This window comes from Brasilonema sennae CENA114, assembly GCF_006968745.1.
Lineage (GTDB): Bacteria > Cyanobacteriota > Cyanobacteriia > Cyanobacteriales > Nostocaceae > Brasilonema > Brasilonema sennae.
Map to the genome: position 1 here is coordinate 2,033,789 of NZ_CP030118.1, position 24,987 is coordinate 2,058,775.

The window sequence follows — 24,987 nt, forward strand, 5'->3', positions numbered from 1 at the left end:
AGCTTCGCTTACAATTCGGCTTCGGTAAAAAACTCCTTATGCAAGTCCAGCTTACAAATCGTCAACAGCAGATACTTGGGGCAACAATACGTCATTATATAGCCACAGCAGAACCTGTTGGTTCTAAAGCTCTTGTTGAAGAGTACAACCTTGGTGTTAGCTCAGCAACAATTCGCAATGTGATGGGCGTGTTGGAAAAAGTTGGCTTACTGTACCAACCTCACACTTCTGCAGGACGCGTCCCTTCTGACTCTGGCTACCGTATTTATGTTGACCAGTTGATAACACCTTCTGAAACTCTAGCACGAGATGTAGAACTATCACTGCAAAAACGCCTCAAGTGGGAAGATTGGAGCTTGGAAGCTCTTTTGCAAGGAGCAGCTCACATTTTAGCAACTTTGAGTGGTTGCATCACCTTAATCACGATGCCGCAAACTGCGACAGCAGTGTTGAGACATTTACAACTAGTGCAAGTAGAAACGGGACGGGTGATGTTGATTGTGGTGACGGATGGATATGAGACACATTCAGCATTGATGGATTTAGCGCAAGCCTCGGAAGATTCACAACCAGATGCAGAAGTCATCGACCGCGAGTTACAGATTGTCTCTAATTTTTTGAATACTCACTTGCGGGGACGCAGCATAACTGAATTAGCAAACCTGAAATGGAGTGAATTGGATCAGGAGTTCCAAAGATATGGAGAATTCCTGAAAAATTCAGTTGCTGAACTTGCTCGTCGCACTCTGACACCATCTGCAACACAAATTATGGTTCGCGGTGTTGCTGAAGTTTTGCGTCAGCCAGAGTTTTCGGAATTACAGCAAGTGCAAATGCTCATCCACCTGTTGGAAGAAGAACAAGACCAACTGTGGCGGTTAATATTTGAAGAACAGCCGGAAGCGGAGGAGGTTGGTAAGCCACGAGTCATGATTCGTATTGGTGCAGAAAACCCTCTAGAACCTATACGCACTTGTTCGTTGATTTCTTCGACCTATCGCCGGGGTTCTGTATCATTAGGTAGTGTGGGAGTTCTCGGACCAACGCGTCTAAATTATGAAAGTGCGATCGCAGTAGTAACAGCTGCTTCTGATTACCTCTCAGAAGCTTTCAGTTATTTCAATCCCCAGTAGGGCTTGTAGCAGGACAATCGCTGAATTAATCAAAACTAGCTTAAATAATGATCAGAAAAATTACTTTTGGAGCGCTATGGCTGGGATTTATTATCTATGCCTTTTTCTTTGCTCCTCCCGATCAACCTGATACATTCGATTTAATTAAAGATCTTTCTACTGGTCAATGGCAAGGAATAAACCCCCTGATTATAGCACTTTTTAACATTATGGGCATCTGGCCTATGATTTACAGCTGCTTGGTATTTATTGATGGTAGAGCACAAAAAATGCCTGCTTGGCCTTTTGCTAGTATTTCATTTGGAGTTGGGGCTTTCGCGTTACTACCTTACTTAGCCCTGCGGGAACCAAATCAAAAGTTTCCTGGCAGCAAAAATGCTTTTCTCAAGATATTAGATTCTCGCCTAACAGGTATTGCTCTGACTGTCGCCACAGTTATCTTAATTGCTTATGGTGTAGGACAGGGAAATTGGGGAAATTTTGTTCAGCAGTGGCAAACAAGCCGCTTTATTCATGTAATGAGTTTAGATTTTTGCCTGCTTTGCTTATTGTTTCCAGCCTTGTTGGGAGATGATATGGCGCGGCGAGATATCAAGAATTCTCAGTTGTTTTGGTTGATTGGATTAATTCCACTCTTTGGTCCCTTGATTTATTTATGTATACGTCCACCTTTAAAAGAAGCAGCTGACAAAATAATACAGAGTCAGCAACAAAGCGCCATAAATTAAGATTATGAGTCGAAAAATTGCTCTTTGGTTACTGTGGGTTGGATTTATCGCCTACCTTTTGTTGTTCGCTCCTCCACTGCATTTAGAGGAAACTCTGACGCTACTCAAAAATATCTTTACTCTCAATTGGGCAGATGTAAATCCAGTTCTCCTCTCTTTGTTCTCCCTTGTTGGGATCTGGTTGTTCATTTACAGTGCTGTTCTGTTCTTTGATGGTAGGATGCAGTGGATTCCTTTCTATCCTTTTGCAATAGCGTCCATTGCTTCAGGTACGCTTGGTCTTATACCTTATTTGGCTTTGAGGGAAGACAACCAACAATTTTCTGGACGGAAGGATGCTTTTTTGCAGTTGTTGGATTCTCGCTTTTTTGGTATTGCTCTGAGTTTAAGTACTCTTGGTTTGTTTGCCTACGCTTTTGTTCTCGGTGATTGGGTAGGGTTTTGGCAGCAGTTTTTGGGCGATCGCTTTATCAATGGTATGAGTTTGGCATTTTGCTTGTTTTGCCTACTCTTCCCAACCGTCTTAGGCGATGATATGGCGAGACGGCGTTGGAATAATCCTCAAGTGTTTTGGGCAGTATCACTTGTTCCACTCTTTGGTCCACTTGTGTATCTTTGCTTGCGTCCGCCGATACCAGAAAATGTTGCGCAACAAAGACCAGCATCTTTTGGCAGTAGTAGAGTGCGATAATCATGACGCATAGTTGGCAAGAAACACTCGTTGAGAAACGAGTGACTTACACAATAGAACTAAAAGGTAGGGGTTTTCATCCTCCCGTGTGCAGCCTGATAGCCTGTAAGCTTATCTGATTCAGGGCGATCGCTCCTCATTCAGTCGTGTGATCAAAAGGGCGATAGCTAGCCCCTAAGGGGGCGCTGCGCAAACGCTGCTGCCTAAGCGCAAAGCGCACGCTACGCGAACGGCAGATCGCCCTCATTGACTCATTTCACTATTTCCACTTTCTCTAGCTGCTTCTACTTCATGGTAATGCTCCATCGACCATTGACACAAAGATCTGAGTGGTTCAATAAGCGTTTCTCCCAAAGGCGTTAAGGAATACTCCACCATTGGTGGTACAGCAGGATATACATTGCGCTGCACAAGACCATTTCGCTCCAAATCGCGCAGTGTACGTGTTAGCATCCTCTGCGAAACGTCTCCAATTTCTCTTTGAAGCTCACTGTGGCGTTTAGTACCGTGAGATAGCACATAGATCACCACTGTCACCCATTTGTCACCTACTAAGTCGAGCGTTTGTCGTAAGTAGGGATGCGAATTGAGAAGGCTAGGATATTGATCCACTTTCAATATGAACGTTACGTACAAGCGTGTAACTATGGCACTTTTGTGTACCTACTTGCGGAACCGTTGACTTCATTGAATAATTAAGCCTTGAACCGCTTAAGGAACTGTCAATGACTAACATAACAGGTAACAGCGACGCATTTTACGACTCACTGACACCTGATAATGCCGCTATGTTGCTGATTGACCATCAGGCTGGACTTTTTCTAGGTGTTCATAGTATTGATCAGCAAATTCTAAAGAATAACGTGATTGGTTTGGCAAAAACAGCAAAAGTTTTCAATTTGCCGACAGTGTTATTCACCAGTTCTGCTAAAGGTCCTAATGGTCCTACGATTCCAGATCTCATTGAACTATTTCCCGATCATGAAATTTTTAATCGCTCACCAATTAACCTTTGGAATGATCCTAAATCTCGTGCGGCTGTAGAAGCAACCGGACGCAAAAAGCTGATTATGGCTGCGATCACAACCGATGTCTGTCTGGCGTTTCCGGCACTGTCAGCACTTAAAGCAGGATATGATGTTTACGCTGTCGTTGATGCATCTGGAACCTGGAGTCCACAAGCAGAGATGGCGACTATACTGAGGCTCACGCAAGCCGGTGCAATTATGACGAACTGGGTTGCGGTTGCAGCTGAACTGAAGCACGACGAAGACCGATCCACAACACCTGCAATGAACAAAGCATATGGCGAACACATGGGACTCTACGACTTCCTAGGCGATATTGCTGCGGTAAAATAAGCTATTGTCTGACAAGTCCTTGTAATACCTTAATAAAGCACTGCTGCCTAAGCGCAAAGCGCACGCTACGCGTTAGCCCTTGGTGTGCCCTTGCGCTTACGCGATCGCTCTATTGATCATGTAGCATAGGAGTGATCTCTTGTTGGACAGCCAAATGGCTGTTGTTCCTTGCGTATTTCTATCACTCTTGAGCAAGCTCAAGCTATCCATTCATGGACTCTCGCATTCAATCGTACCTGCGCGTCGCGGCGAGCCAGCAACGTGACACGGAGCAGATAGGTCCGTTCCTCGCAACCTTCAACCGCTACAACGCCAACCCCTTTCTTAACTATGCCATCCCCGACAACGATGCCACGCCGTCCCTCAGCGACGTGAACGCACTTATCACTGCCTACCTTGAGCGTGAACGAAAGCCACGTTTGGAGTATGTTGCGAAACTAGCACCTGCTGTCGAGGAAGCGCTGACATCCGGTGGTTTCACCGTTGAAGGACGCCTGCCGCTTATGATCTGCACTCCTGGTTTAGAGCAATTGCTTCCGGTCCCTTTAGGCATAGAACTAATCGTGGCGGTTTCGGATGCTGATATGCTCGCTACTGTGACGGTGCAAAACGAGGTCTATGGAGATTCTACACCAAGTTCCGAAGACGTTAAAAGTCTACAAACTAGCATAGCTGCAGGTGGAATCGCGGTACTCGCTCGTGTAGCAGCAACAGGCGTAGACGCCGGGAGGGCGGCTTCTCGTAGAGTAGCTGTGGGGGCTGGAGTATGTTCTGTGCCCGCAAACCAGACGACAGAGATCGCTGGCATTGGTGTGCGTGTCCCTTTCCGCCGACGAGGTGTAGCAGGAGCCTTGACGACTCGGCTAGTGCGAGAGGCTTTTGACGCAGGCGTTACAATGGCTTTTCTGATGGCGGCCCATGAGGAAGAACGGCGGATCTACACCCGCGCTGGATTCTCGACAATTGGCGAAATTTTGCATATTTCGCTCCCGCACCCGCAGTAGATTTTTAACCTCACTGCTAACGTGCGACAAATTTGGCTGATGAAGTGGAGTTCGATGAAGGTCTATTGTGTATTAAAATGCAAAGTTTGTAACCCAGGATCATTTACATATTTGGTGCATTAATTGTCGATCGCTTCAACATATGAGCATCTGGCAATTGCCACCAAGGAAGATGAGGAGACTCGTGATGTTCTTCGTGATAGCCAAAATGATAGCAGGTAAGAAATGACCACCAAACAGGATATGAGATAGTTTGCGCACGGTGAGGTTCACTATACCCGTCTTTTGGCTCACGATGGGGCAAAAATGTGCCGAAATAAAATAGCTGTATTGAACTGATAAGTGCAGGTATTGCCCAAAACAAAGTGAGATTTACTCGGGGTATATGGAGTATAAAATAGGCTAAGTTATAGATAATTGTTATGATAAGCATTTGCCCCCAGCTTGAGTAATTTTTCATGAAATAAAAATACCAAGCAAATAAATTTTTATGTTCGCCATCGTGAAAATCGGGGTCTTTATCACTAGCCGGATGATGATGATGCATCCAATGTTTTCTTAATAGTTTTTGATAAGGTAAAAAACCATAGAGTGTTAAACATAGTGAACCAATAAAGTGATTAATTTTATTGTTTGCAGGAAAGACTGCTCCATGCATAGCATCATGAGTGGTAATAAATAATCCTGTGTATAAAAATGCCTGCCAAAGCATAGCAAGCGATAAAGTCAAAATATTAAAGTTAGAGATATCAACAGAAAGTAATAAAATCAAGCTGGTAACCCAAGTTGCAATGATCACAATAGCAATGACAAGTCCTCCGGTAGATGGACTGGAAAGTTTTTGTTGATGAGTGGTTGGTTTTTCTAATTGTTGAATCACGGTTGTACTTCGTTTTGGAGGAAAATTCATAAAAATAAGCTCATGACGAGATACATTAACAGTTCACACAAGCCTAGGCAGTTACTTGTCAACTAGGTGAGATAAGGTGGGGAACTGTTTCCATAATTCCCGGACTGTATTTTATCCAGTCGTAAATAGATGTTGCCCAAAGAACAACATTCGCCTTACATTTCACATTATGTAGAAATGTTAATTTACTTTAATAATTACATACAATTGCCAGAGCGAAAACTTTTTCCGTCTGTAGGTTGACTGTATGGGTGTCATACAGCAAAATTCTAGAGAAAGATTCACAACCCAGAACCCAGAGTGCACAAGAGGTTGGCTGTTGTGTCTGTAGTGTCAGCTTATATCTCCAGCGCAGTTCTGGGTTCTTTCAAATCTAGTGAATGAGGTTGAGTACGTCGCGCACAACGCTGTAACCGCTAAGATCCCAAAGTAGGTAGGCGATAAAACCAATCATGGCTAGGCGACCTTGCCAAAGTTCAGACTGTGGAGTAAACCCAAATTTAACTGCATTGCGGTCGCTTCCGTTATATGCCTTTTCAGTCGCATCAGTAGGATAATTTCCCATTGTTAAGTTTCCTCAAGTCTTTAAATAACACTTTTCATAGTAGTGATCCCTCTAGTGTGCGCTATCTCTCTATAGTGTCAACGCGTTCGCTAGTCCAAAGGATGAGATTGTGAGTGGTTAATGTAAAGGTTTGTAGTACGGAAGGTTAATAAGAGTATGATGCGCCTGCCAAATAGAGGATTTTTTTTGTCATCAGGTAGTAGTCAGGTATACCAAGAGAATTTAAAAATTGAAAATCTAACGCTAGTCAGAAGGTTTATTAAATTTTGTTGCTCAAACTAATAGATAGGAAATAAAGTTTTTAACTGAAAAGATGGCTCCTACAGTACTCATTACAGGTGCTTCCCAAGGTATTGGGAAAGCAACAGCACTTCTATTTGCTCGCAAAGGATATGACCTGGTACTCACTGCACGTCAACTTGACGAATTGGAAAGTGTAGCACAGGAGGTGCAAAGCCTTGGTCGTCCAGTACCACTTATAGTTCCTTGCGATGTTAAAGATCCATTGCAGGTGGAAACACTCGTAGAAAAGGCTTTAGCTCATTACGGCTACATTGACCTACTGATAAACAATGCAGGCATTTTCGCAGAAGGACCAGTGGAGCAGTTTTCTCTTAGCGATTGGCACCACATCATAGATACTAATTTATGGGGATATATTCACACAATTCATGCTCTTTTGCCTCATTTCCTTCAAAGCAGAACTGGAACAATTGTGAACATAAGTTCCATTGGGGGTAAAGTGCCTATTCCTTACTCAGTGCCGTACTCCACTAGTAAGTTTGGCGTCACAGGTTTGACAGAGGCGTTGCACGCAGAATTGAAGCCAAAAGGTATTCACGTTTGTGGAATTTACCCCAATGTGATCAAGAGTCGTTTTGTGGAAGCGGCTGTTTTTCGTGGTAAGGATGAGCAAGATGTGAAATCCCGTCGTGATCAGATGAACAGCGTCCTAGAAATTCCAGGTGTGGAGAAGCCTGATGACGTGGCAAATGCCATCTGGGACGCTGTTAAAAACCATAAGTCTGAAGTATTTGTTGGTTCGGCGAATTTGTCGCAAGCGTTTTATCGATTGTTTCCAGGTTTACTTCAGTGGGTTTCAAACCTTGCTTTGAAAAATAAAGATAATTGACACTCCCCTGGCTTTACGAACAAATTTCGCTGTCGCTCATTTGTTCGTAAAGCCAGGGGATTCTACATTCTACGTCAGCACTTGCTCAACCAGGCTTGCGCCAAGAAGAGTAGAGGTTCCAACTCCTGTCGCGTTACTTCGGTTGTGTCCCAACCTAGCTTGTTTTCCAAGATTCAGAATATTTATTGCTGCATTCACATCCCTTTGGAGTTCACATCCGCAATTACATTTATGAGTGCGAGTTGAAAGGGACTTTTTCACAATTGCGCCACAATCCGAACACTTTTGAGATGTCATTCGAGGATTGACAGCAACAATTGTGGTTCCAAACTTAACAGCAAAATATTCTAGCCAACGACGAAACAGAGTCCAAGCTACATCATTAATAGACTTGGCTAAACAGTGATTCTTTACCATGCCTTTCACATTCAAGGCTTCATAGGCGACTAAGCTGTTAAGCTTGCACACGTTACGCGCAATTCTCTTTGCGTGTTCATTCCGTTGCCTACTTACTCTTAAATGCTTCTTGGCATATCTCCGTCTAGCTATTCGTCGTTGATTTTTACCTTTTTGGTAGAGTCGAGAGGAGGTATTATCCTCCGTCCCTCTCTGTTAGATCCGGACGTGCCCGTTTCCGTGCATCCGGCTCCCGATGTTCTAGGGTTTCCCCTTGCTCATGTGTATGTAGTCGTGACAACTTTCATGTATGGCTAGAAGGTTCTTTGCTTTCCAATTTTGGTGGTTGCCGTCTACGTGATGTAGGTGGGCTGTTTCACCTGGTAACATCTTCATGCCACAGTATCCACATGCATGGTTTTGCTTTTTAAGAGCTTTAGAGGTTGCACCATCGTAGAGTTTGCTATTACGTTCACTCCAATAGGTGATGTCTCCGTCGAAAGGTGTTTTTGTACCTTGGACGTTAACGTGTTTATTCTCGGAGTAAGGAACTGCTGGGAATGCTTCATTAAGTAAAGTTTTACTTGAATGTCGGTTATTCTTGGCTTCCTTATTGAATACCTTGTAAGTTCTCTTTTGGATGAAATATAGCGAGTTACGCGTTCCATCCATCTTGCAGAACCTATGGTAATTCCTCCATCCTCTAACCAAAGGTGCCAGCTTTTCAGCTTTTCCCTTGGAGCCATAGTTCGAGTTGTTAACTATGTGTTTTACTTTCTGCCGGAATGCTTTGAAGTTATCCACTGAAGGGACACATCTAAACTTTCCGTTGCTTTGCACTTTGAAGTGCCAGCCTAGGAAATCAAACCCATCTGTCGATGCTGTGGTCTTGGTTTTCTTCTCACTGACATTCATTCCTCTTTCTGCTAGAAACTGGCTTATTTTCTCAAGTATTTCTTGTGCATTGTCTCTAGGTCTTAGTATTATAACCATGTCATCCGCGTATCGGATTGATGGTTCTATAATGCTACTTGATGGTGTTTTGTCAGTTATTTGATATCCATGTTCATGGTATCTGAAAACACTTTCAATACCGTTGAGCGCAATGTTTGCCAGAAGTGGGCTAACCACACCACCTTGGGGGGTTCCTTGTTCGGGAAAGTTGGGGTGTATTCCTGCTTTTAAGCATCGGAGGATGCCAATTTTCAGCCCTTTTGGTGCTATCAAATTATTCATGATAGTTGTGTGGTTTATTCTGTCAAAGCATTTTTCGATATCGAGTTCGATCACTCGTTTTTCTATTCCATTCATTTTTGAGTTTAGGTTTAAGAACAACATCTTTTGCGCATCATGCGCTGAACGTCCTGGTCTAAACCCATAACTCTTAGCATGGAAAGTTGCTTCATGGGCTGGTTCTAGTGCATATTTCACAAGGCATTGCCATGCTCTATCTGCGATAGTAGGGACTTTGAGGATTCGCGTTTTTCCGTCCTTCTTCGGTATCGGAATCTCGCGTAGTTTGTTATGATGCCAATTAGAGTAATTGAGCTTGAGAAGTTTCTCAAGTGAAAAGCGTTCTTCAAAGTTGAGGGACGCTTTCCCATCAATTCCCGCAGTCTTTTTACCAGCGTTTAATTGAGTTACTTGACGAATAGCCAGCATTCTTGCAGCTTTGGACTTCAGAATCAGCTTTTGAAGTGACCGCGCTTTACGCATGTCGCCAACTTGAACTGCTTTATACACGCGTCGTTGTAGGCGGAATAAGTTTATCCGGAATTTCTTCCAGGGTAGGTCTTTCCAAGATTCACTAGTTGTGGAACTGTGCCTAATCATGCTCTTACTTCAACGTATGTTTTCTGAACACCTCAGCGAAATTACTCGCTGTCCTACCCGAATCAAAGGAGTTCTGTATCTCGTCTTACCTACATGAGTTTCGACCTTCTCATGACCTTTGACTCGTTTTTATTCGTTCCCCAAAATAGATTGTTTGTACCGTTAGGTGGAACCAATTCAACCGTTAGAACCCCTTACTCTTGCCGCTTGTAGAAAACACCATCGGCGGGATTTTTACTCTAACGAAGTCAGGGAGTTTGTGTTATGCCCTGCTTTCTACTAGGTTGCTTTTTCAGGTTCTATTTTCACCGTGGGTACTCCCTTTTAGCACCAGTGTCAGCCCATAACAGCCGTCTGATTGTGCCCTGTTCCCAGCTTCAGTCTTCGAAATTCCGAGTTCGGTCGCTGTGGGCAGATAAGGAGTCACTCCTGAGTTTGGAGGACAGGATTTTCACCTGTATCTTATTTGGAGTTCAACCGTATTTGGTTGGTTAGTTTATTTGCGGACTGGTTACCGGGATTCAACTAACAACGAATCGCACCTTTCTTGTATATCTGACGTTGAGCGTGCTTGATGGCTTTGTCGGCTTTACGAAGAAACCTTGGATTTTCTTCATGGTGACCGTTGGAATCAGAGTAGAAAAACTCTAACCCAACATCAAGACCTAATTCACCATCAGCCGTTCTGGATTCAGGTTTTACCTCAATGTCAACTGCAAATTGACAGTAATATCCGTCAGCTTTCAGAACCAATCTAACCCGTTTTATGGATTTAACAGGGTAGGTGTGAATATCCCACTTTCCTAATAATCTTACCTCTGAAATACCTTTGTCATCGGTAAAACTGATGCGTCGTTTTGTGGGATGCAATGACCACCCGCTAGTCTTGTATTCAACTGAACGGTTATCTTTCTGGAAACGTGGAAAACCCTTCTTTCCTATTTTCTTAGACTTGCAGTTACCGTAAAATCTATCAATAGCACTCCAAGCTCTTTCTGTCGCAGCCTGACAAGCCATTGAATTTAGTTCTTTGACAAACTTGAACTCTTTCCGCAGTGCTGTTGAGTAATTGTTTAAGGCAATTCGATTAATTTTTGCTTCACGAGGTGCATCTATCCAATATCTAATAGCTTTATTTCTGATGAACTGGGTCGTACGAATAGCTTCATCGATAGCTCGATACTGCTGTTGCTTACCTTTCACTTTGTACTCTAAAACCAGCACTGCGTTATCACCTCCTTGTTTTACTCTATTTGATACATATTATTATGAATATGAAACGTTTGTATGTACAATATGAAGAAAAAAAGGTTAAACTGTCTTTTGACTGACCGCAGGCATCGCAAGCTACTTTTGTTGTCTGTAGAACTAGACAGAACTATTAGTAGTATGGTTGATGAATGGATTGATTCACTTCCTGAACCAAAAAAAGAAAATATCAGGGCAGGGTAAACCCTGCGTCGTGGCTTTCATCCCTGGGCTGATAGCGAAGCGTGGCGTCAGCCATAGCCGCAGGGTTTTCAGCCTACCCTTTATAAAAGCTGAGAATGTACAGAATTTACTCAAGGTGCTAATAGTGACTCGCATTCACGTTTCGTCACAAAATGTCGGTAACGAAACATTACTTCTAACTGGGCTTGCACCAGCCAACCACTGACAAATTCCACAGGTTCTCCACCAGGCATAGAAAAGGAAATGTCATCAGTCAATCTCGTTGAACCATTTTCTGGTTCAAACAAATGTCGATGCTTCCAATAATCAAAAGGTCCGGAAATTTGTTCGTCGGTAAACAGGTGATATTCTTCGTATTCTGTGTGACTTGCTAACCAACGCAAAGGCAATGGTCCCAAAAAAAGGCGAAACTCAGTGATAGCACCCCTTCCAAGTCCTCCTTCGCGGCGGAGGACTTGAACGGGTTGCCAAGGTGGAGTCAGCAGTTGCATAACATCTGATCTTTCGTGGAATTTCCAAACAACCTCTACTGGTGCATTAATGACTGATGAATATTTAAAGTGCAGCATTTCAACGGTTTTCAGTTCTGTAAGTAATAATTGGTAGTTGTTAGTTGTTACTTACATTTTTAATAACGACTAAGCATCCTTTACGATTTCTTACCAAAAAATTTCCAATTTAAAATCAGTAGAAAAGTTTATTCTTCGTATTCAGTATCTATCTCTACATCAAGAGTCTCTTCATCAATCCGCACATAGAGAAGATTGGGACGACAACAAACTTGACAATCTTCTACGTAAGATTGCTGTCCACCTGCACTCAAATCAATAAAGGTGGTATTGGGTTCACCGCAATAGGCGCAGTAGTATTCGGCTGTTGTTTGCATTTAGTTGTTTGTATTTAGTTATTTAACGGTTGTAGTTCCCTTTGGGATGAGTTGAAATGACTGGTGGCATCAGCCAAGTGCTTTAGTAGTGTAGACTGTGGTAACGGACCTTGCAAGTGGTTCCAAGGTAAGATTTGGTCTGTTGACCAATTGGTATGAACGTAAAAATCTAAGTCGGGGATTTGTCCTTTGAGTTGTTTGAAAGCACGTTTGTAACTACCTAGAGAATCACCGAAGTTGCGGGTTAGTTCTAGGAAGTGGGAGAGTCGGCGATCGCCTCTCGACAACAAAGCCTGAATAATAGACCAATTATAACTTTCCGGGCGAAAGTCTATTCCTTGAGGCTTGAGTTTTTTCTGTAAAAACTGCAACCTTTTTTCTGCTTGCGGATTCACCCCAAACCACTGAAATGGTGTATGTCCTTTAGGAACAAAAGTACTGCATCCCAGTGTTAACCGTAGTCCAGGAGCAGCTTTTTTGATATCGCGCATCATCGTTACAGTTGCATCCAAATCCTCTGGTTCTTCACCAGGAATTCCCACCATTCCGTAGAGTTTCAAACTAGATAATCCCCCAGCTTTCGCATTCAATGCTGCTTGGATGATTTCATCATTGTGCAACTTTTTATTGATAATCCGTCGTAATTTTTCGGAACCACTTTCTACTGCAATGGTGAGGGATCTTGTATCTCGTTTTGCCAAAGTCTGCGCCAATTGTACAGTGACTGTATTTGTTCGTACTGAGGAAATGCTCAGACGTATATCATCGTACTTTGGCTGATTGATGTAATCTAGCAAAGCTTCAAATTCAGGATGTTGAGTTACCGAAGCTCCCAATAATCCTAACCGATTTGTGACTGATAAGCCTTTCTCAATTGCTGGAATGAGTGAACTTTCAACACTCGCTGTTCTAAAAGGTAATGTGAGATAACTTGCCAAACAAAAGCGACACATTTCTGGACAACTTCTCACCACTTCCACCATGAAGATATTTTCCCAAGCCGCTTTTTCTGTCACCACTGTTGATGCTGAGAGGACATTTCCTCGGTAAGTTTGCTTTTGCACCACAGCAGGAATTTCTGGTGAAATTGGTTGAATTGATTTTACAGCGCCATCTAATGCGTGATATTCTACCTCATACAAACTAGGAACATAAACACCAGAAACTTGTCCTAATGCTTTGAGTTGAGTTTGTCTATCAGCGTTTCTAACTTCTTTGTAAGCTTCAATAAAATTCCCCAGCAAAGTTTCCCCATCTCCCAGCAAAATTACATCAAAGAAATCAGCGAAAGGTTCGGGGTTAGCTGTGAGTACTGGACCGCCACCAAAAACTATGGGATGATGATTATCTCGGGCATTTGCTCTAATAGGGATTTCCAAAGATTCCAGCAGATTCAAAACATTAACATAATCGAGTTCCCACGACAAGGAAAAGCCCAATAATTCCGGCGTTCTTGGGAGTTGTTCATGAGTGTCGGTGAATAAACGACTCACCTGCACATCAGAACGCATTGCTAAAGTTGCCCATACTACCTGATAGCCAAGGCTAGTAATACCGACAGTGTACTCGTTGGGAAAAGCAAAAATGGTGGGAACAGCGTCAGTGTCAGGAATAGCAGGGGTAAATAAGAGGCGTTCAGCAGTAAAGAAAGAAGATGTCACAGGTGTTTACAATAAACAGATTATCTATATTTAATTTTAAACCATAGAATTATGAGGTTAAAAAATAATGTTACGGCGTTAGCAAGAATAATCGGTAAAGCATTTAGATAAATCCCATAGATTAACCATAGAAATATCCCCAAATTGAAGAAGATAAGCATGGCAAATGAAACATCTTTTGCTGATTTGGATTGCCATGTTTTCAGCATTTGCGGCAAGAAGGAAAATGTAGTTAACGTTGCCGCAACTAATCCTAATATGTTAATCCAATTCATGGAGATGCAACCCTTATAATATTTGTTTAAGATGATATCAGCGTCGGCGTGCAGGAGATACGAGTGGAAGCGCATATTTGACTTCTGCTGGGGATCATGCTCCCACACTCCAATTATCTTTGCATAACTTACAATCTGTGCTCTAAAAGCAGGTAAGCGAATAATATATCAAGTTTTCCGTAATCACCTTCACGCGTGCTGTAGAACTTAGTACTAACAAATTCAATAGATATTAATAGTCATCAATAATGCAATTTCGTCCTCCTTCTTGGCACCAGTTAATTTTATATGCAGTAGGTGTATGTTCGCTGTCACTTCCTTTTGCGCAAAGTGTTCAAGCAACTCCAGCACAAGAAGTGCGTAACTTCTGTCGCAAGCAGGATAGTGTATTTGTTGCTGCGGAGACTAAGAATTATTGGGTAAGTATCTGTGGTAGTGATTCACCACTGACTTATGTAGGTGTAAATAAAAAGACTGGTCAAACTGTACGCTTACCTCTAAGTGTAAATGGGCGAGATTCCCAGAGAAAATACTTTGAAGCTGTTAATAACGATTATACTTATATTCTGGCAGAATCGACCAAAGGCAAAAACTTGACCGTTGCTAAAGGTATTCGTGAAATTCTCCGCGAACCAGTAATTAGAGGTTGGTAAGCGTCAAAATTGATTCTTCCAACTGTTAATTGAAATTGCCGATTAAATTCTCAGCACGCAACAATTCTTCCAGACGATTAATCAAGTTATTAGCTTTACAAAGAATGCCTTGATCACTAAATGGATATGCAAGACAGCAAATAAGGCTGTTTATATTTTGCTCCATATTTACAGGTAACTTTTGACATAGCTGTTTGGCAAATTGTATCAAGCGTTTCTCACCTGGTGATGGTAGATAGTTGATAGCAAAAATAATATCAAAGTAACTTGCTATTAATGCAGCTATTCGATGGTTGACACTCACAAAATCATTGCGATTGATTGCCACTTCTATCTGATGTAGGTAGGAAGAAATATTATTCCTTAAAATGGGATAATTTTTGGCAATGATAGCTCGTCTTAAAGGTTCGGGATAGGGTTGATTAGCTTTGTGTTGCAGTTGTTTAAACCAATCATTTCGGTCATAGAAGCATGTTGAATGCAAAACATTCCACCAAAAACAAGTGGAATAGCCAACTGAGGCTTGATGCTTCACAAGTACAGAATCTAACTGTGCTTCAATCCATTGGGGTGAACGGTACATAATATCAATCCCTTTTCCAGAATTGGTTTCTATCCACTCATCCCCTGGTTCCCAAAATTGATTATTGATTTCGCTACGATTAGCAAATTTGTGACTGATTTCGGAACGAATGTCTATGGGAATTTCTTGTTGTATGTAAACATAAAAATCGAAATCAGAGAATTCATCGGAAACTTCAGTTGCTTGAGAACCTGCTAAAGCAACAGCTATGACTTGAGGTAGTTGACTAAATTCTGAGGCGATCGCTTGAGCTAAAGAATTATTTGTGACCATAATTTCTAGCAATTTGGATTTAGGTGCTATAGCAATCCTATATGAATGGTGAAAATTACTGGAGTTCAGAAACCCGGTTTCTAGCAGAAACCGGGTTTCTAATTTTTCAAAAATGATTTATGACTCACCCTACAGTCCTATAAATCAATCATCCTACAACACCTTACACTGCCCGTGATACCGTAATAGATGATCGCATAGCACCAACGCTACCATCGCTTCAACCATTGGGACTGCACGCGGTAACACGCAAGGGTCATGGCGTCCTTTTCCTGCTAGAATAGTTTCTTCACCCTCATTTGTAACTGTCTTCTGTTCTTTTCTAATCGTTGCCGTTGGCTTAAATGCAACACGCAAAATAATGTTTTCACCGTTGGAAATACCCCCTTGAATTCCACCAGAACGGTTGGTTACAGTGCGAGTTTCTCCATTTTCATCTATATAAAACTCGTCGTTATGCTCAATACCAGTGAGTAATGTCCCCGCAAAACCGGAACCAATTTCAAAGCCTTTGCTGGCTGGCAGAGACATCACACCTTTAGCGATATCCGCTTCCAACTTATCAAAAACTGGATCACCCAAACCTTTGGGCACATTTCGCGCGACGCATTCCACTACGCCACCGACAGAATTACCTTGTCTGCCAGTTTGCTCAATTAATTCAATCATCCGCTCTGCACATTCCGCATCGGGACAGCGGACGATATTGCTTTCAACTTGTTCTAAAGTGACAGTGTTGGGGTCAACACTGCCTTCCAAATCTTTGATACGTTTGACGTAACCAATAACTTCGACATTGGCGACTTGACGGAGGATTTTTTTGGCGATCGCACCTGCCGCAACTCGTCCTATAGTCTCCCGCGCCGATGATCTACCGCCACCTTGCCAATTGCGGATACCATATTTCGCGTCATATGTTGCATCCGCATGAGAGGGGCGATACTTAACCGCCATCTCATCATAATCCTGAGAGCGAGTGTCTTTATTGCGTACCAAAATTGAAATTGGCGTTCCCAGGGTTTTCCCTTCAAATACCCCAGAGAGAATTTCGCAAGTGTCCGTTTCCTTGCGAGGCGTTGTAATCTTACTTTGTCCGGGACGTCTTCTATCTAGTTCTACTTGAATTTCCTCGGCAGAAATTTCTAATTGCGGAGGACAACCATCAATCACAACTCCCACACCGCCGCCGTGGGACTCGCCGAAAGTGGTGATGCGAAACAGATGCCCAAAAGTGTTGCCCATAATATTGAGGAAGTATCTTCAAGCGCCGTATTCTACGTATAGCATTTTCTGATCACAAAGCGAAAAACCAGATGACTGAGATTTTGCTATTTCTTTGACTTTTTTTGCTGACTTGGCCCCCCTTTGTAAACTTCAGAATTAAATGGCACTAATTCTTCAGAATTATTTGGCACTGCAACTTTGTTGAGAGCATTTAAGTTCACTCATGGACGGGTAACTCCCACCTGGGGTTAATCCGCTCAAATATCTTGCGCTGTCGATTGAGATCAACTTGTGGTAATGTCTTCTCTACGAGATCGAAAACTTCCTCAACAAGTTGGCGTAGTTCATGGGTTCCGCTTACAGCATCAGTTTGAAAAACATACTCCAACCGTGCAAAAAACTCAGGTGGTTTAATTTTCATTTTTTCAACCCAGTAGCGTGTCCACTTAAAGCCGGGATGATAAATGTGATTTAGCCCAAACAGCAAGTTGAGGAGCCATCGCACAATCATACACCTGTTTTCATATAGCATCGGAATCTCAAGGCGTTCGGTCATGATATATTGACCATCAAACGGGCGGAATTTCAGGTGCTTCTGAACCATTGCAACTCCCAGGTCTTCAGGATAAGGAGAAAGCCGATTTTGCCACTGTTTGATGATGTCTTCGCCGTAAAGAATAACTGCGTGCTGAAGATTAGACGCTGACGCTTGCTTCTCAAACACAAGCCCATTTTGCGACACATCGTAGCGCTCAACAACATCAGTCACAATCTTGTCCATCGCATCTCGTGCCCAATGACCTGCTTCGACTTTCATCCCGTATAGATAGAACTGCTCCAACCATGCTTCTTTTGCTTCCTCATGCGCCTGAATTTCCCATCCTTTAACACCAACATTTTGGGCTGTAGCTTGTAATTCTTCAGCAGACGGTAATTGTGACCAAATGAAAGCTAGCTCAAGGTCAGAGTACTGGTCTGAGATCCCTACTGCCGCCGAGCCAAACACAAAACACGCTTCAACTTCGGGGTTAGCCGTGAAAGCAGGAGCGATTTTGTGAGCCAACGAAATTCGCCATACGCTGTGTTCAGTCATGTTGAGGATTTTGTAGTCTCTACTGAAACAATGTAGCGCAGCAGGCTAACTATTTATTATGCGCAAACTTTCTATTGGACTTCCACACCGTTAAAGCGTACTTGAAACGCATAGAATCAGAAGGTCAGATGCACCCTAACAGTGCTAAATAATTCTGAAGAATTGGTGCCATTTAATTCTGAAATTTACAGTTATATACATGTAAATAACGCAAAAGGGGGGTTAGGGGGGATCTTCACGTGATGTAACCTAGACTTTAGATCCCCTAACTGAGTTAAAAAGCTTGCTCAAGAAAAAGTCGTACATGGCGTTATATATATCCAAAAGAGCGATCGCCCCCATATGTCAACTTCCCATTCCCAAAAAATTACCTACAGCCCTGCTTACACAATCGTCCCAACTTACGAGTGCTTCAATCGCTGTGCTTACTGTAACTTTCGCACAGAACCGGGTAAGAGCGAATGGCTAACAATTTCACAAGCTGAAAAACTTTTCAAACAACTTCACAACCAAGACGTTTGTGAAATTTTGATACTGAGTGGCGAGGTGCATCCTCTTTCCCCACGGCGTCAGGGGTGGTTTCAGCGGATTTATGATTTGTGTGAGTTAGCTTTGGCGATGGGATTTTTACCACACACAAATGCTGGACCATTGAGCTTTGAGGAAATGCAACAATTAAAGAAAGTTAATGTTTCAATGGGGTTAATGTTGGAACAGTTAACGCCAGAGTTGTTGAAGACAGTGCATAAACATGCGCCGAGTAAGACACCAGAAGTGCGTCTACAACAATTACAGTGGGCGGGAGAATTAAAGATACCCTTTACCACTGGGTTACTGTTAGGAATTGGGGAAACAGAACAAGATTGGTGGGAAACATTAGAAGCTATAGCCCAAATTCATCAACGTTACCATCATATTCAAGAAGTTATTTTGCAACCTCATAGTCCGGGAAATCAGCAAACTTTTGACGCACCATCTTTTAATCCTCATCAATTGCCAAAAGTTATTTTTCAGGCACGTAAAATTTTACCAGCAGATATTACAATTCAAATTCCGCCGAATTTAATCAAAGATGATCAATGGTTACTCGCGTGTTTAGAAGCTGGTGCGAGAGATTTAGGCGGAATTGGACCAAAAGATGAAGTGAATCCTGATTATCCGCATCTTCAGGAGCAGGAATTGAGGGAAATTTTACAGCCTGCAGGCTGGGAGTTAGTGCCAAGATTGCCCGTTTATCCTCAGTATGATCATTGGTTCTCAGTGAATTACAGAACAATTTGAGGCGATACGCTTTGCGTATCGCCTCAAATTACCTCACACAAATTCTTTTATAAATTTTCCACAATTGCTTGAAACTCCTCAGGTGTTAGCTCAATTTCTCGCAGAATTTCTCTAATTAGTGGACGAGCAATATCTCTGCCAGGATGGTTCGGTACTGTAGTCGTTCTACCATCAGGGTGTCTGTAAAAAACATGGCTTCATTTTTGTCGGACTTGGTGAAACCCTAAATGTAGAAGAACCTTCTCCATCGTCTTAAAATTGACAATAGGAAGGCGACTCATACTGCTACCTCAATCTGTTGTAAACCTACAAATTGAGGCAAGTCTTCTAAGGAATCTCTATACTCTTCTAAACACAATTCCAAAACTTCTTGAAGGTTTGTTTTGAGTTCATCTAAAGTAGCTCCCTGAGTATGAGCGCCAGGAATTCCAGGAACAATGCCAACGTATAATTTTGTTTCAGAATCCCATTCGATATATGCTGTAAATGTTTTCATAATTTGCTGTCTTAAGCTGAATAACTGTGCTATTTTCGAAATTTATTATCTCAAAATTATCTCAAAGGCTGTTGTGCAAAAGAACTATATTCTATAACTATAGGCTATAGTCAGAATTGCAGACTAATATCAAGCTATGGCGAACTTTATTTTACAATTGATCGTCCTCTGATAAAGATTGCAATATTTTTTACCTATGATTGATAGTCAGGAATTACTCACCAAGCTCTACAACGCCTTTAACCCATTTGAACCCTTACCCGCAGGTGATCCTAAGTACGTTGATTGTCAGGATGTACGCGGTGATGTGGATATTTTACAAGAGTTTGGAAATCGCATACAACGAGCAAATAGAAATACTTGCCAATTGTACTCTGGACATCGGGGGGCGGGGAAGTCTACAGAACTGCTGAGGTTGAAGCAATATCTGGAAAATCGCAAATTCTATGTTGTTTATTTTGCCGCTGATGAAGAAGATATCGACTCAGAAGATGCTCAATATACAGATATTCTCCTCGCTTGTACCCGCCGATTGCTCAAAGATTTACAGCAATTTGGTGATGCTAGTCCGGTGCTAAACTGGCTTAAAGAACGCTGGCAAGATTTGAAAGATTTGGTGCAAACTCCGATAGAGTTTGACAACATGAAATTAGAAGCACAAATCGCTCAATTTGCCAAGCTGACAGCAAATTTAAGAGGTGTTCCCGAATTACGCCATCAGATTCGCCGAAAAGTCGATCCCCATACTGTCACCTTAATTAAGGTGTTGAATGAATTCCTTGCAGATGCAAAAAGCAAACTACCAAACGGCTATACTCAACTAGCGGTGATTGTCGATAACTTAGACCGGATGGTATTAGTTAAAGATGGGGAAAACACAAATCATGAAGAAGTTTTTTTAGACCGTAGTGAACAACTCAAAGCTTTGGATTGCCATTTGATTTATACTGCCCCCATCTCAATGCTGTATTCTAAACGGGCAACAGACATCAGAGATATCTATGGTGAATGCTTGATTTTGCCGATGATTATGGTCAAAACTCGCACAGGAGAAGTTTACGAACCAGGAGTCAAGAAAGTCAAAGAAGTGATTCGTAAGCGAATCCGGCAAATTGAACAAGAACTTCCTTTGGAAAACGGAATTTTTGATAGTCAGCAAACTTTAGAAAGATTGTGTTTGATGAGTGGAGGTCATGTCAGAAATTTGCTATTGTTAACTCAAAACGCTATTGGACGGACTGAAGAGTTACCAATTTCTGAAAAAGCAGTGCGACGAGCAATCACTCAAGCCAGAGATGACTATCATCGGGCAGTGGAAAATCATCAATGGTGTCTGCTGGCGGAAGTCTCCCGTTCTAAACGCATCGTTAATGATGACCAGTATCGCAGTTTGATGTATAACCGCTGTCTTTTAGAATATCGCTATTTGGATGAAGATCAAGAAATGCAGCGTTGGTATGACATTCACCCATTGATTCAAGGAATTTCCGAATTTAAAGAAGCTGTGGCGAAACTTCAATGAACCCAAATTTAACTGATTGGGAAAGTGATTGGGATGATGATTTACCTCCGGAACCGGAGGAAGTTTATCAAGATTTGGTTCGCGCATTAAAACGCAAGTCAGGATTTGGCTTGTTTTTTGTCCAATGTACTCCTGTGGAAGCCGAACGTTTCATTACTCAACTTCCGCAGGAGATTCCCCAGAAAAAGGTTGCAACGCTTCGTTTGGTTGAGGCGATTGATAATTTATATGCGCGGGTGACTGAGTTTGTGCAAGACAAGCCAACTGATATTTTATTGATTAAAGGGTTGGAATATTCTTTATATAAGTATGAGCAAAGAAGTTTTGGCGAAATAACAGAAGGACAATTTAGTAATATAACTCGTGTTCCTCCAATTTTAAATCACTTAAACCAACAGCGAGAACGGTTTAGAGATGATTTTCCATTTTGTTTTGTTTTTCTGTTGCGGTCATTTTCGATTAACTATTTGATTCACCGCGCCCCAGATTTTTTTGACTGGCGTTCAGGGGTATTTAAATTACCAACAACACCAGAAGTGGTAGAAGAAGAATCCAATCGTTTGGTACTGGAAGGTGACTATAAGAAATATCTGCAACTGAATGCAGAACAAAAGATTGAGAAAGTCCTGGAATTTCAAGAATTACTGACACAACAACATCAGACAGAGAGTCGTAAGCTAGGCTTACTATTTGAATTGGGAAATTTATTAGTTGCGGCTAAGGAATACGAACAAGCGATCGCATCTTACGACCAAGCACTGAAAATTAAACCTGACTACGATTCGGCTTGGTACAACCGGGGGATTGCGCTGCAGAATTTGGGACGCTACGAAGAAGCGATCGCATCTTACGACCAAGCACTGAAAATTAAACCTGACTACGATTCGGCTTGGAACAACCGGGGGATTGCGCTGCAGAATTTGGGACGCTACGAGGAAGCGATCGCATCTTACGACCAAGCACTGAAATTTAAACCTGACTATGATTCGGCTTGGTACAACAAAGCTTGCTCCTATGCTCTTCAAGGTAACATTGAGCAAGCAATTGAAAACCTCGAAAAAGCAATTCATCTGAATCCTGATAAATATCAGGAAATGGCTAAAACCGATTCAGATTTTGATAGTCTTCGTGAAGATGAGCGCTTTTTGGTGTTGATTCAAGCACAGCAAACGGGTAATTAGTTAAAGTTATTTTAGAAGTACTATGTTGCTCACCATAAAGAATAAGGCTACAAAATAAAACTATTGTTAGGGAGTTCTATTTAGATGTCAGAAACAATCAACATTGAGCAAGCAGTCTTAGATAATCTGCGGATACTTCCAAATACACAACAACAGGAAGTACTGGATTTTGTAGAATTTCTAGTGCAAAAATCAGGAAAGCTAAAGCAGGTGAGCAGTGAATGTTCAGATTCTAGTATTTCATCAACCACTCAAAAGAAAAAACAATTATCTCTGCAAGAAATTGCAAAGCTTCCTGTGGATGAACGTCACAAATTACTAGCACCTTATATAGCTGCAACAGCTGAAGATTTTTTAAACGACCCAGAATTGACAGAGTTTTCTGTTTTGGATGGGGAAGACTGGGAAACTGAAAATGACTAATCCCAGACGAGGTGAGATTTGGCTTGTGCAACTTGATCCAACCAGAGGACAAGAAATTCAGAAGACGCGCCCTGCTGTTGTGATTAGTTCCGAGATGTTTAGTGCTATCCCCATGCGGATAATTATTCCTGTGACGACTTGGCAACCCAAATTCCAAAATCGCCCCTTCATGGTTCCAATCCAGCAAACTGATAAAAATGGTTTAGATTCCAATTCAGCAGGTAATGTCTTACAAGTTCGGAGTGTAACGACAGAACGATTTGTCCGGTGTTTGGGAAAAGTATCCGAAGAGGTTATGCAAGAATTGCTCGCAGGTTTAATTATCTGTATTGATTCTTCTTTTGAAAGCAACAGTTGAATTTCTAATCGGAAGGGATTTCAAAACAATACTTATTAACTCGTGCTAAAAATTCCTTCCCAACCTACATATCTGTCGCATTCTTTTCTAAAATCGGTATAAAGTCAAGAATATCTCACAATAATATGTCATTACAACTGAAAATTGACTACCCAGAAACTCTACCAGATGCTCTGCAACAGACTCGAAAACAGTTTGAACAAGAAGCCAAAATGGCAATGGCGGTGAAGCTGTTTGAAATGAAACGCATTTCCTCAGGTGTAGCAGCACAATTAGCAGGCGTGGATCGAGTTTCTTTCTTGCTCAATTTGCATCGTTATGGAGTCCCAATGATTGATTTAACAGAAGAGGAACTGCTTAGCGATTTAGAAAATGCCTGATTGATGAAACTGCTGGTAGGAGGGTAGCAAGATTAAGTAGTCTTTCAGTAACAGGTACTATTGGTATTTTGTTACGTGCTAAGAAAGAAGGATACCCAGTTTCATTACAGCAAGCCATTGAGCGGATGCTAACTCGTGGTATTCGACTGAGTGCAACAGTCATCACTTTTGCGCTTGAGCAAGCTGGTGAAAGTGGCTAACTTTAAAAGAACGAGCAATTGCACTTAGAGTAGCAATTTCATTTATCAAAGTTCTTTTTTAACTAACTAACTATAGACAGATGTTACAAGTATTGTTTTTTACTAACATTTGGAAGTTGGTAAAAAAGCAATTAACATGAACATACAAATCTCCGCTCTTTGGGACAAAATCCAGGGAATGATTAACGGATTTATTATCCTACTCCCTAATATGGTGCTGGCAGTGATTGTTTTTGCAATCTTCTTTTTTGTTGCTCGAACAATCAAGCAAATAGTCAAACGTTTTACCAGTAGGTATCGCCATGCTCGAAATTTAGGATTAGTTTTAGGACGGTTGGCACAGGGAACAACAATTTTGATAGGTTTATTTGTTGCTTTATCAATTTTAATTCCTACATTTAGAGCAGGTGATTTGGTTCAATTATTAGGAATCAGTGGGGTAGCTATTGGTTTCGCCTTCCGCGATATTCTGCAAAACTTTTTATCTGGTATTTTAATTTTACTAACAGAACCTTTCCGAATCAATGACCAAATTGTTTTTAAAAACTTTGAAGGAACTGTTGAAAATATTGAAACACGGGCGACAATTCTTAAAACTTATGATGGTCGGCGAATTGTTATTCCCAATTCGGAGTTATTCATTAATTCTGTGACTGTGAATACTGCTTTTGAGAACCGCCGATTGCAGTACGATGTTGGCATTGGTTACAGCGATGATATCGACAGAGCAAAAGAGTTAATCTTGGAAGCAATGCATAGTGTAAATGGAGTATTGAAAGACCCTGCTCCCGATGTGCTATTGATGGATTTAGCTGAAAGTAGTGTTAATATTCGCGCACGTTGGTGGATTAATCCGCCACGTCGGGCAGATGATCTTAGTTCACGCGATCGCGTACTATCTGCCATCAAGAAAAAGCTCCTCGAAAACGGCATCGATTTACCTTACCCAACCAGACAAATCTTATTCCACGACCAAACTGAAGAGACAGATGGCGACCGATCGCGTCAACGTGAAGGCTGGCCTGCTGGTAAAGGTGAGTACCCAAAACCTCGACGTATTAGTGACAGTATCAGAAAATTAGCACAATTACAAGCTCAACGAAATGGCAAGGTTGATTCTCAAATCACGAACGATGAAACGTGATGATAATCCATACATTGCAGAAGATGAACTGCAAATCAGCTGATTTTTCAACCTTTGCAAGAAATTAAATTCAGAGATTATCACCAATAGTAGATGACTGGATTTAATCACTTAATATTTAATCAGACAATCAGCATTGAATGAAGTGA

Annotated in this window: 28 protein-coding genes and 3 pseudogenes; 16 read left to right on the top strand and 15 right to left on the bottom strand. The window is 41.8% G+C overall.

Annotated features, from left to right (window positions below):
- Positions 1-38 precede the first annotated feature (38 nt).
- From hrcA to DP114_RS08615, 3 genes are read left to right on the top strand one after another with little or no spacing between them, the layout of a single operon-like run.
- A complete protein-coding gene (gene hrcA / locus DP114_RS08605) occupies positions 39-1,133 on the top strand; it encodes a heat-inducible transcriptional repressor HrcA (protein WP_171975897.1) in 1,095 nt (364 codons plus the stop codon).
- Between the two features lie 47 nt (positions 1,134-1,180).
- Positions 1,181-1,861 carry a DUF2834 domain-containing protein gene (locus DP114_RS08610; protein ID WP_171975898.1) on the top strand — a complete coding sequence of 227 codons (681 nt, stop codon included), beginning with the start codon at positions 1,181-1,183 and terminating at the stop codon, positions 1,859-1,861.
- Between the two features lie 4 nt (positions 1,862-1,865).
- Positions 1,866-2,552, top strand: a complete 687-nt coding sequence (locus tag DP114_RS08615; protein WP_171975899.1) for a hypothetical protein — start codon at positions 1,866-1,868, stop codon at positions 2,550-2,552.
- 243 nt (positions 2,553-2,795) lie between these two features.
- On the opposite strand, the gene DP114_RS08620 is transcribed toward DP114_RS08615, so the two are convergent.
- A complete protein-coding gene (locus tag DP114_RS08620) occupies positions 2,796-3,164 on the bottom strand; it encodes a winged helix-turn-helix transcriptional regulator (protein ID WP_171975900.1) in 369 nt (122 codons plus the stop codon).
- Positions 3,165-3,277: 113 nt separating this feature from the next.
- Here DP114_RS08620 and DP114_RS08625 point away from each other — a divergent pair, with 113 nt between their 5' ends.
- Both DP114_RS08625 and DP114_RS08630 read left to right on the top strand, forming a co-directional pair.
- Positions 3,278-3,913, top strand: coding sequence for a hydrolase (locus DP114_RS08625; RefSeq protein WP_171975901.1), 636 nt, complete (start codon positions 3,278-3,280; stop codon positions 3,911-3,913).
- 371 nt (positions 3,914-4,284) lie between these two features.
- Positions 4,285-4,917, top strand: coding sequence for a GNAT family N-acetyltransferase (locus tag DP114_RS08630; RefSeq protein WP_171975902.1), 633 nt, complete (start codon positions 4,285-4,287; stop codon positions 4,915-4,917).
- A 103-nt stretch (positions 4,918-5,020) separates the two neighbouring features.
- Here DP114_RS08630 and crtW read toward each other — a convergent pair whose 3' ends face one another.
- Both crtW and DP114_RS08640 read right to left on the bottom strand, forming a co-directional pair.
- Complete coding sequence (crtW, locus tag DP114_RS08635; protein ID WP_169264225.1) at positions 5,021-5,827, bottom strand: beta-carotene ketolase CrtW; 807 nt, start codon at positions 5,825-5,827, stop codon at positions 5,021-5,023.
- Between the two features lie 373 nt (positions 5,828-6,200).
- The gene (locus DP114_RS08640; RefSeq protein ID WP_169264224.1) at positions 6,201-6,392 is read right to left on the bottom strand and encodes a chlorophyll a/b-binding protein; all 192 of its coding nucleotides are present in this window, start codon (positions 6,390-6,392) and stop codon (positions 6,201-6,203) included.
- A 313-nt stretch (positions 6,393-6,705) separates the two neighbouring features.
- On the opposite strand from DP114_RS08640, the gene DP114_RS08645 reads away from it, so the two are divergent.
- Positions 6,706-7,524, top strand: a complete 819-nt coding sequence (locus DP114_RS08645; RefSeq protein WP_169264223.1) for an SDR family NAD(P)-dependent oxidoreductase — start codon at positions 6,706-6,708, stop codon at positions 7,522-7,524.
- Positions 7,525-7,593: 69 nt separating this feature from the next.
- Here the strand turns inward: DP114_RS08645 and DP114_RS08650 are convergent.
- The 7 genes and pseudogenes from DP114_RS08650 to DP114_RS08680 all read right to left on the bottom strand — a co-directional run.
- A pseudogene (locus DP114_RS08650) lies at positions 7,594-8,106 on the bottom strand (RNA-guided endonuclease InsQ/TnpB family protein); the annotation flags it as partial.
- A 75-nt stretch (positions 8,107-8,181) separates the two neighbouring features.
- Complete coding sequence (locus DP114_RS08655; protein ID WP_169264222.1) at positions 8,182-9,753, bottom strand: group II intron reverse transcriptase/maturase; 1,572 nt, start codon at positions 9,751-9,753, stop codon at positions 8,182-8,184.
- 543 nt (positions 9,754-10,296) lie between these two features.
- Positions 10,297-10,977, bottom strand: a pseudogene (locus tag DP114_RS08660) (RNA-guided endonuclease InsQ/TnpB family protein); the annotation flags it as partial.
- Between the two features lie 338 nt (positions 10,978-11,315).
- Positions 11,316-11,774, bottom strand: a complete 459-nt coding sequence (locus DP114_RS08665; protein ID WP_169264221.1) for an SRPBCC family protein — start codon at positions 11,772-11,774, stop codon at positions 11,316-11,318.
- A gap of 128 nt (positions 11,775-11,902) precedes the next feature.
- Positions 11,903-12,091 carry a CPXCG motif-containing cysteine-rich protein gene (locus DP114_RS08670; protein WP_169264220.1) on the bottom strand — a complete coding sequence of 63 codons (189 nt, stop codon included), beginning with the start codon at positions 12,089-12,091 and terminating at the stop codon, positions 11,903-11,905.
- Between the two features lie 14 nt (positions 12,092-12,105).
- Entirely contained in the window at positions 12,106-13,752 is a 1,647-nt protein-coding gene (locus DP114_RS08675; protein WP_171975903.1) for a B12-binding domain-containing radical SAM protein, read from the bottom strand.
- A 20-nt stretch (positions 13,753-13,772) separates the two neighbouring features.
- A complete protein-coding gene (locus DP114_RS08680; protein WP_246163277.1) occupies positions 13,773-13,970 on the bottom strand; it encodes a SemiSWEET transporter in 198 nt (65 codons plus the stop codon).
- Between DP114_RS08680 and DP114_RS35720 the strand changes: the two genes are divergently transcribed.
- Positions 13,912-14,046: a hypothetical protein gene (locus DP114_RS35720; protein WP_256379413.1), complete on the top strand. Its 135-nt coding sequence runs from the start codon at positions 13,912-13,914 to the stop codon at positions 14,044-14,046. The two genes, DP114_RS08680 and DP114_RS35720, sit on opposite strands and share 59 nt — an antisense overlap.
- Positions 14,047-14,275: 229 nt before the next feature.
- On the top strand, positions 14,276-14,680 hold the full coding sequence (locus DP114_RS08685) for a hypothetical protein (RefSeq protein WP_169264217.1): 405 nt from the start codon (positions 14,276-14,278) through the stop codon (positions 14,678-14,680).
- 25 nt (positions 14,681-14,705) lie between these two features.
- Here DP114_RS08685 and DP114_RS08690 read toward each other — a convergent pair whose 3' ends face one another.
- The 3 genes from DP114_RS08690 to DP114_RS08700 form a co-directional block, all read right to left on the bottom strand.
- Positions 14,706-15,536, bottom strand: a complete 831-nt coding sequence (locus DP114_RS08690) for a DUF4037 domain-containing protein (RefSeq protein WP_171975905.1) — start codon at positions 15,534-15,536, stop codon at positions 14,706-14,708.
- Between the two features lie 153 nt (positions 15,537-15,689).
- Entirely contained in the window at positions 15,690-16,778 is a 1,089-nt protein-coding gene (aroC, locus tag DP114_RS08695; protein WP_169264215.1) for a chorismate synthase, read from the bottom strand.
- Between the two features lie 199 nt (positions 16,779-16,977).
- Positions 16,978-17,853 (bottom strand): DUF4037 domain-containing protein, encoded by an 876-nt coding sequence (locus tag DP114_RS08700; RefSeq protein WP_171975906.1) that lies wholly within the window; start codon positions 17,851-17,853, stop codon positions 16,978-16,980.
- Positions 17,854-18,195: 342 nt separating this feature from the next.
- On the opposite strand from DP114_RS08700, the gene cofG reads away from it, so the two are divergent.
- Entirely contained in the window at positions 18,196-19,134 is a 939-nt protein-coding gene (gene cofG, locus DP114_RS08705; RefSeq protein WP_171975907.1) for a 7,8-didemethyl-8-hydroxy-5-deazariboflavin synthase subunit CofG, read from the top strand.
- 47 nt (positions 19,135-19,181) lie between these two features.
- Here the strand turns inward: cofG and DP114_RS34800 are convergent.
- Positions 19,182-19,319, bottom strand: a pseudogene (locus DP114_RS34800) (type II toxin-antitoxin system HicA family toxin); the annotation flags it as partial.
- A 92-nt stretch (positions 19,320-19,411) separates the two neighbouring features.
- Positions 19,412-19,630, bottom strand: coding sequence for a type II toxin-antitoxin system HicB family antitoxin (locus DP114_RS08715; RefSeq protein WP_169264212.1), 219 nt, complete (start codon positions 19,628-19,630; stop codon positions 19,412-19,414).
- 196 nt (positions 19,631-19,826) lie between these two features.
- Between DP114_RS08715 and DP114_RS08720 the strand changes: the two genes are divergently transcribed.
- The 7 genes from DP114_RS08720 to DP114_RS08750 all read left to right on the top strand — a co-directional run bounded on the left by DP114_RS08720 (position 19,827) and on the right by DP114_RS08750 (position 24,838).
- Positions 19,827-21,152 carry an AAA family ATPase gene (locus DP114_RS08720; protein ID WP_171975908.1) on the top strand — a complete coding sequence of 442 codons (1,326 nt, stop codon included), beginning with the start codon at positions 19,827-19,829 and terminating at the stop codon, positions 21,150-21,152.
- Positions 21,149-22,333, top strand: a complete 1,185-nt coding sequence (locus tag DP114_RS08725) for a tetratricopeptide repeat protein (RefSeq protein ID WP_171975909.1) — start codon at positions 21,149-21,151, stop codon at positions 22,331-22,333. Before DP114_RS08720 ends, DP114_RS08725 begins: the two co-directional genes overlap by 4 nt.
- 84 nt (positions 22,334-22,417) lie before the next feature.
- Positions 22,418-22,756: a DUF2281 domain-containing protein gene (locus tag DP114_RS08730; protein WP_171975910.1), complete on the top strand. Its 339-nt coding sequence runs from the start codon at positions 22,418-22,420 to the stop codon at positions 22,754-22,756.
- Entirely contained in the window at positions 22,749-23,114 is a 366-nt protein-coding gene (locus tag DP114_RS08735; protein ID WP_169264209.1) for a type II toxin-antitoxin system PemK/MazF family toxin, read from the top strand. The genes DP114_RS08730 and DP114_RS08735 overlap by 8 nt, the downstream gene beginning before the upstream one ends.
- A gap of 125 nt (positions 23,115-23,239) precedes the next feature.
- Entirely contained in the window at positions 23,240-23,494 is a 255-nt protein-coding gene (locus DP114_RS08740) for a UPF0175 family protein (RefSeq protein WP_169264208.1), read from the top strand.
- Positions 23,494-23,694 (top strand): PIN domain-containing protein, encoded by a 201-nt coding sequence (locus tag DP114_RS34805; RefSeq protein ID WP_465251448.1) that lies wholly within the window; start codon positions 23,494-23,496, stop codon positions 23,692-23,694. The genes DP114_RS08740 and DP114_RS34805 overlap by 1 nt, the downstream gene beginning before the upstream one ends.
- 136 nt (positions 23,695-23,830) lie before the next feature.
- Positions 23,831-24,838: a mechanosensitive ion channel family protein gene (locus DP114_RS08750; RefSeq protein ID WP_169264207.1), complete on the top strand. Its 1,008-nt coding sequence runs from the start codon at positions 23,831-23,833 to the stop codon at positions 24,836-24,838.
- The last annotated feature ends 149 nt before the right edge of the window (positions 24,839-24,987 follow it).

Bases quoted from the DNA above. Each gene is read 5' to 3' on its own strand.
- hrcA (WP_171975897.1), top strand. From the start codon at position 39: ATGCAAGTCCAGCTTACAAATCGTCAACAGCAGATACTTGGGGCAACA.
- DP114_RS08610 (WP_171975898.1), top strand. From the start codon at position 1,181: ATGATCAGAAAAATTACTTTTGGAGCGCTATGGCTGGGATTTATTATC.
- DP114_RS08615 (WP_171975899.1), top strand. From the start codon at position 1,866: ATGAGTCGAAAAATTGCTCTTTGGTTACTGTGGGTTGGATTTATCGCC.
- DP114_RS08625 (WP_171975901.1), top strand. From the start codon at position 3,278: ATGACTAACATAACAGGTAACAGCGACGCATTTTACGACTCACTGACA.
- crtW (WP_169264225.1), bottom strand. From the start codon at position 5,827: ATGAATTTTCCTCCAAAACGAAGTACAACCGTGATTCAACAATTAGAA.
- DP114_RS08640 (WP_169264224.1), bottom strand. From the start codon at position 6,392: ATGGGAAATTATCCTACTGATGCGACTGAAAAGGCATATAACGGAAGC.
- DP114_RS08645 (WP_169264223.1), top strand. From the start codon at position 6,706: ATGGCTCCTACAGTACTCATTACAGGTGCTTCCCAAGGTATTGGGAAA.
- DP114_RS08655 (WP_169264222.1), bottom strand. From the start codon at position 9,753: ATGATTAGGCACAGTTCCACAACTAGTGAATCTTGGAAAGACCTACCC.
- DP114_RS08665 (WP_169264221.1), bottom strand. From the start codon at position 11,774: ATGCTGCACTTTAAATATTCATCAGTCATTAATGCACCAGTAGAGGTT.
- DP114_RS08670 (WP_169264220.1), bottom strand. From the start codon at position 12,091: ATGCAAACAACAGCCGAATACTACTGCGCCTATTGCGGTGAACCCAAT.
- DP114_RS35720 (WP_256379413.1), top strand. From the start codon at position 13,912: ATGGCAAATGAAACATCTTTTGCTGATTTGGATTGCCATGTTTTCAGC.
- DP114_RS08685 (WP_169264217.1), top strand. From the start codon at position 14,276: ATGCAATTTCGTCCTCCTTCTTGGCACCAGTTAATTTTATATGCAGTA.
- DP114_RS08690 (WP_171975905.1), bottom strand. From the start codon at position 15,536: ATGGTCACAAATAATTCTTTAGCTCAAGCGATCGCCTCAGAATTTAGT.
- aroC (WP_169264215.1), bottom strand. From the start codon at position 16,778: ATGGGCAACACTTTTGGGCATCTGTTTCGCATCACCACTTTCGGCGAG.
- DP114_RS08700 (WP_171975906.1), bottom strand. From the start codon at position 17,853: ATGACTGAACACAGCGTATGGCGAATTTCGTTGGCTCACAAAATCGCT.
- cofG (WP_171975907.1), top strand. From the start codon at position 18,196: ATGTCAACTTCCCATTCCCAAAAAATTACCTACAGCCCTGCTTACACA.
- DP114_RS08715 (WP_169264212.1), bottom strand. From the start codon at position 19,630: ATGAAAACATTTACAGCATATATCGAATGGGATTCTGAAACAAAATTA.
- DP114_RS08720 (WP_171975908.1), top strand. From the start codon at position 19,827: ATGATTGATAGTCAGGAATTACTCACCAAGCTCTACAACGCCTTTAAC.
- DP114_RS08725 (WP_171975909.1), top strand. From the start codon at position 21,149: ATGAACCCAAATTTAACTGATTGGGAAAGTGATTGGGATGATGATTTA.
- DP114_RS08730 (WP_171975910.1), top strand. From the start codon at position 22,418: ATGTCAGAAACAATCAACATTGAGCAAGCAGTCTTAGATAATCTGCGG.
- DP114_RS08735 (WP_169264209.1), top strand. From the start codon at position 22,749: ATGACTAATCCCAGACGAGGTGAGATTTGGCTTGTGCAACTTGATCCA.
- DP114_RS08740 (WP_169264208.1), top strand. From the start codon at position 23,240: ATGTCATTACAACTGAAAATTGACTACCCAGAAACTCTACCAGATGCT.
- DP114_RS08750 (WP_169264207.1), top strand. From the start codon at position 23,831: ATGAACATACAAATCTCCGCTCTTTGGGACAAAATCCAGGGAATGATT.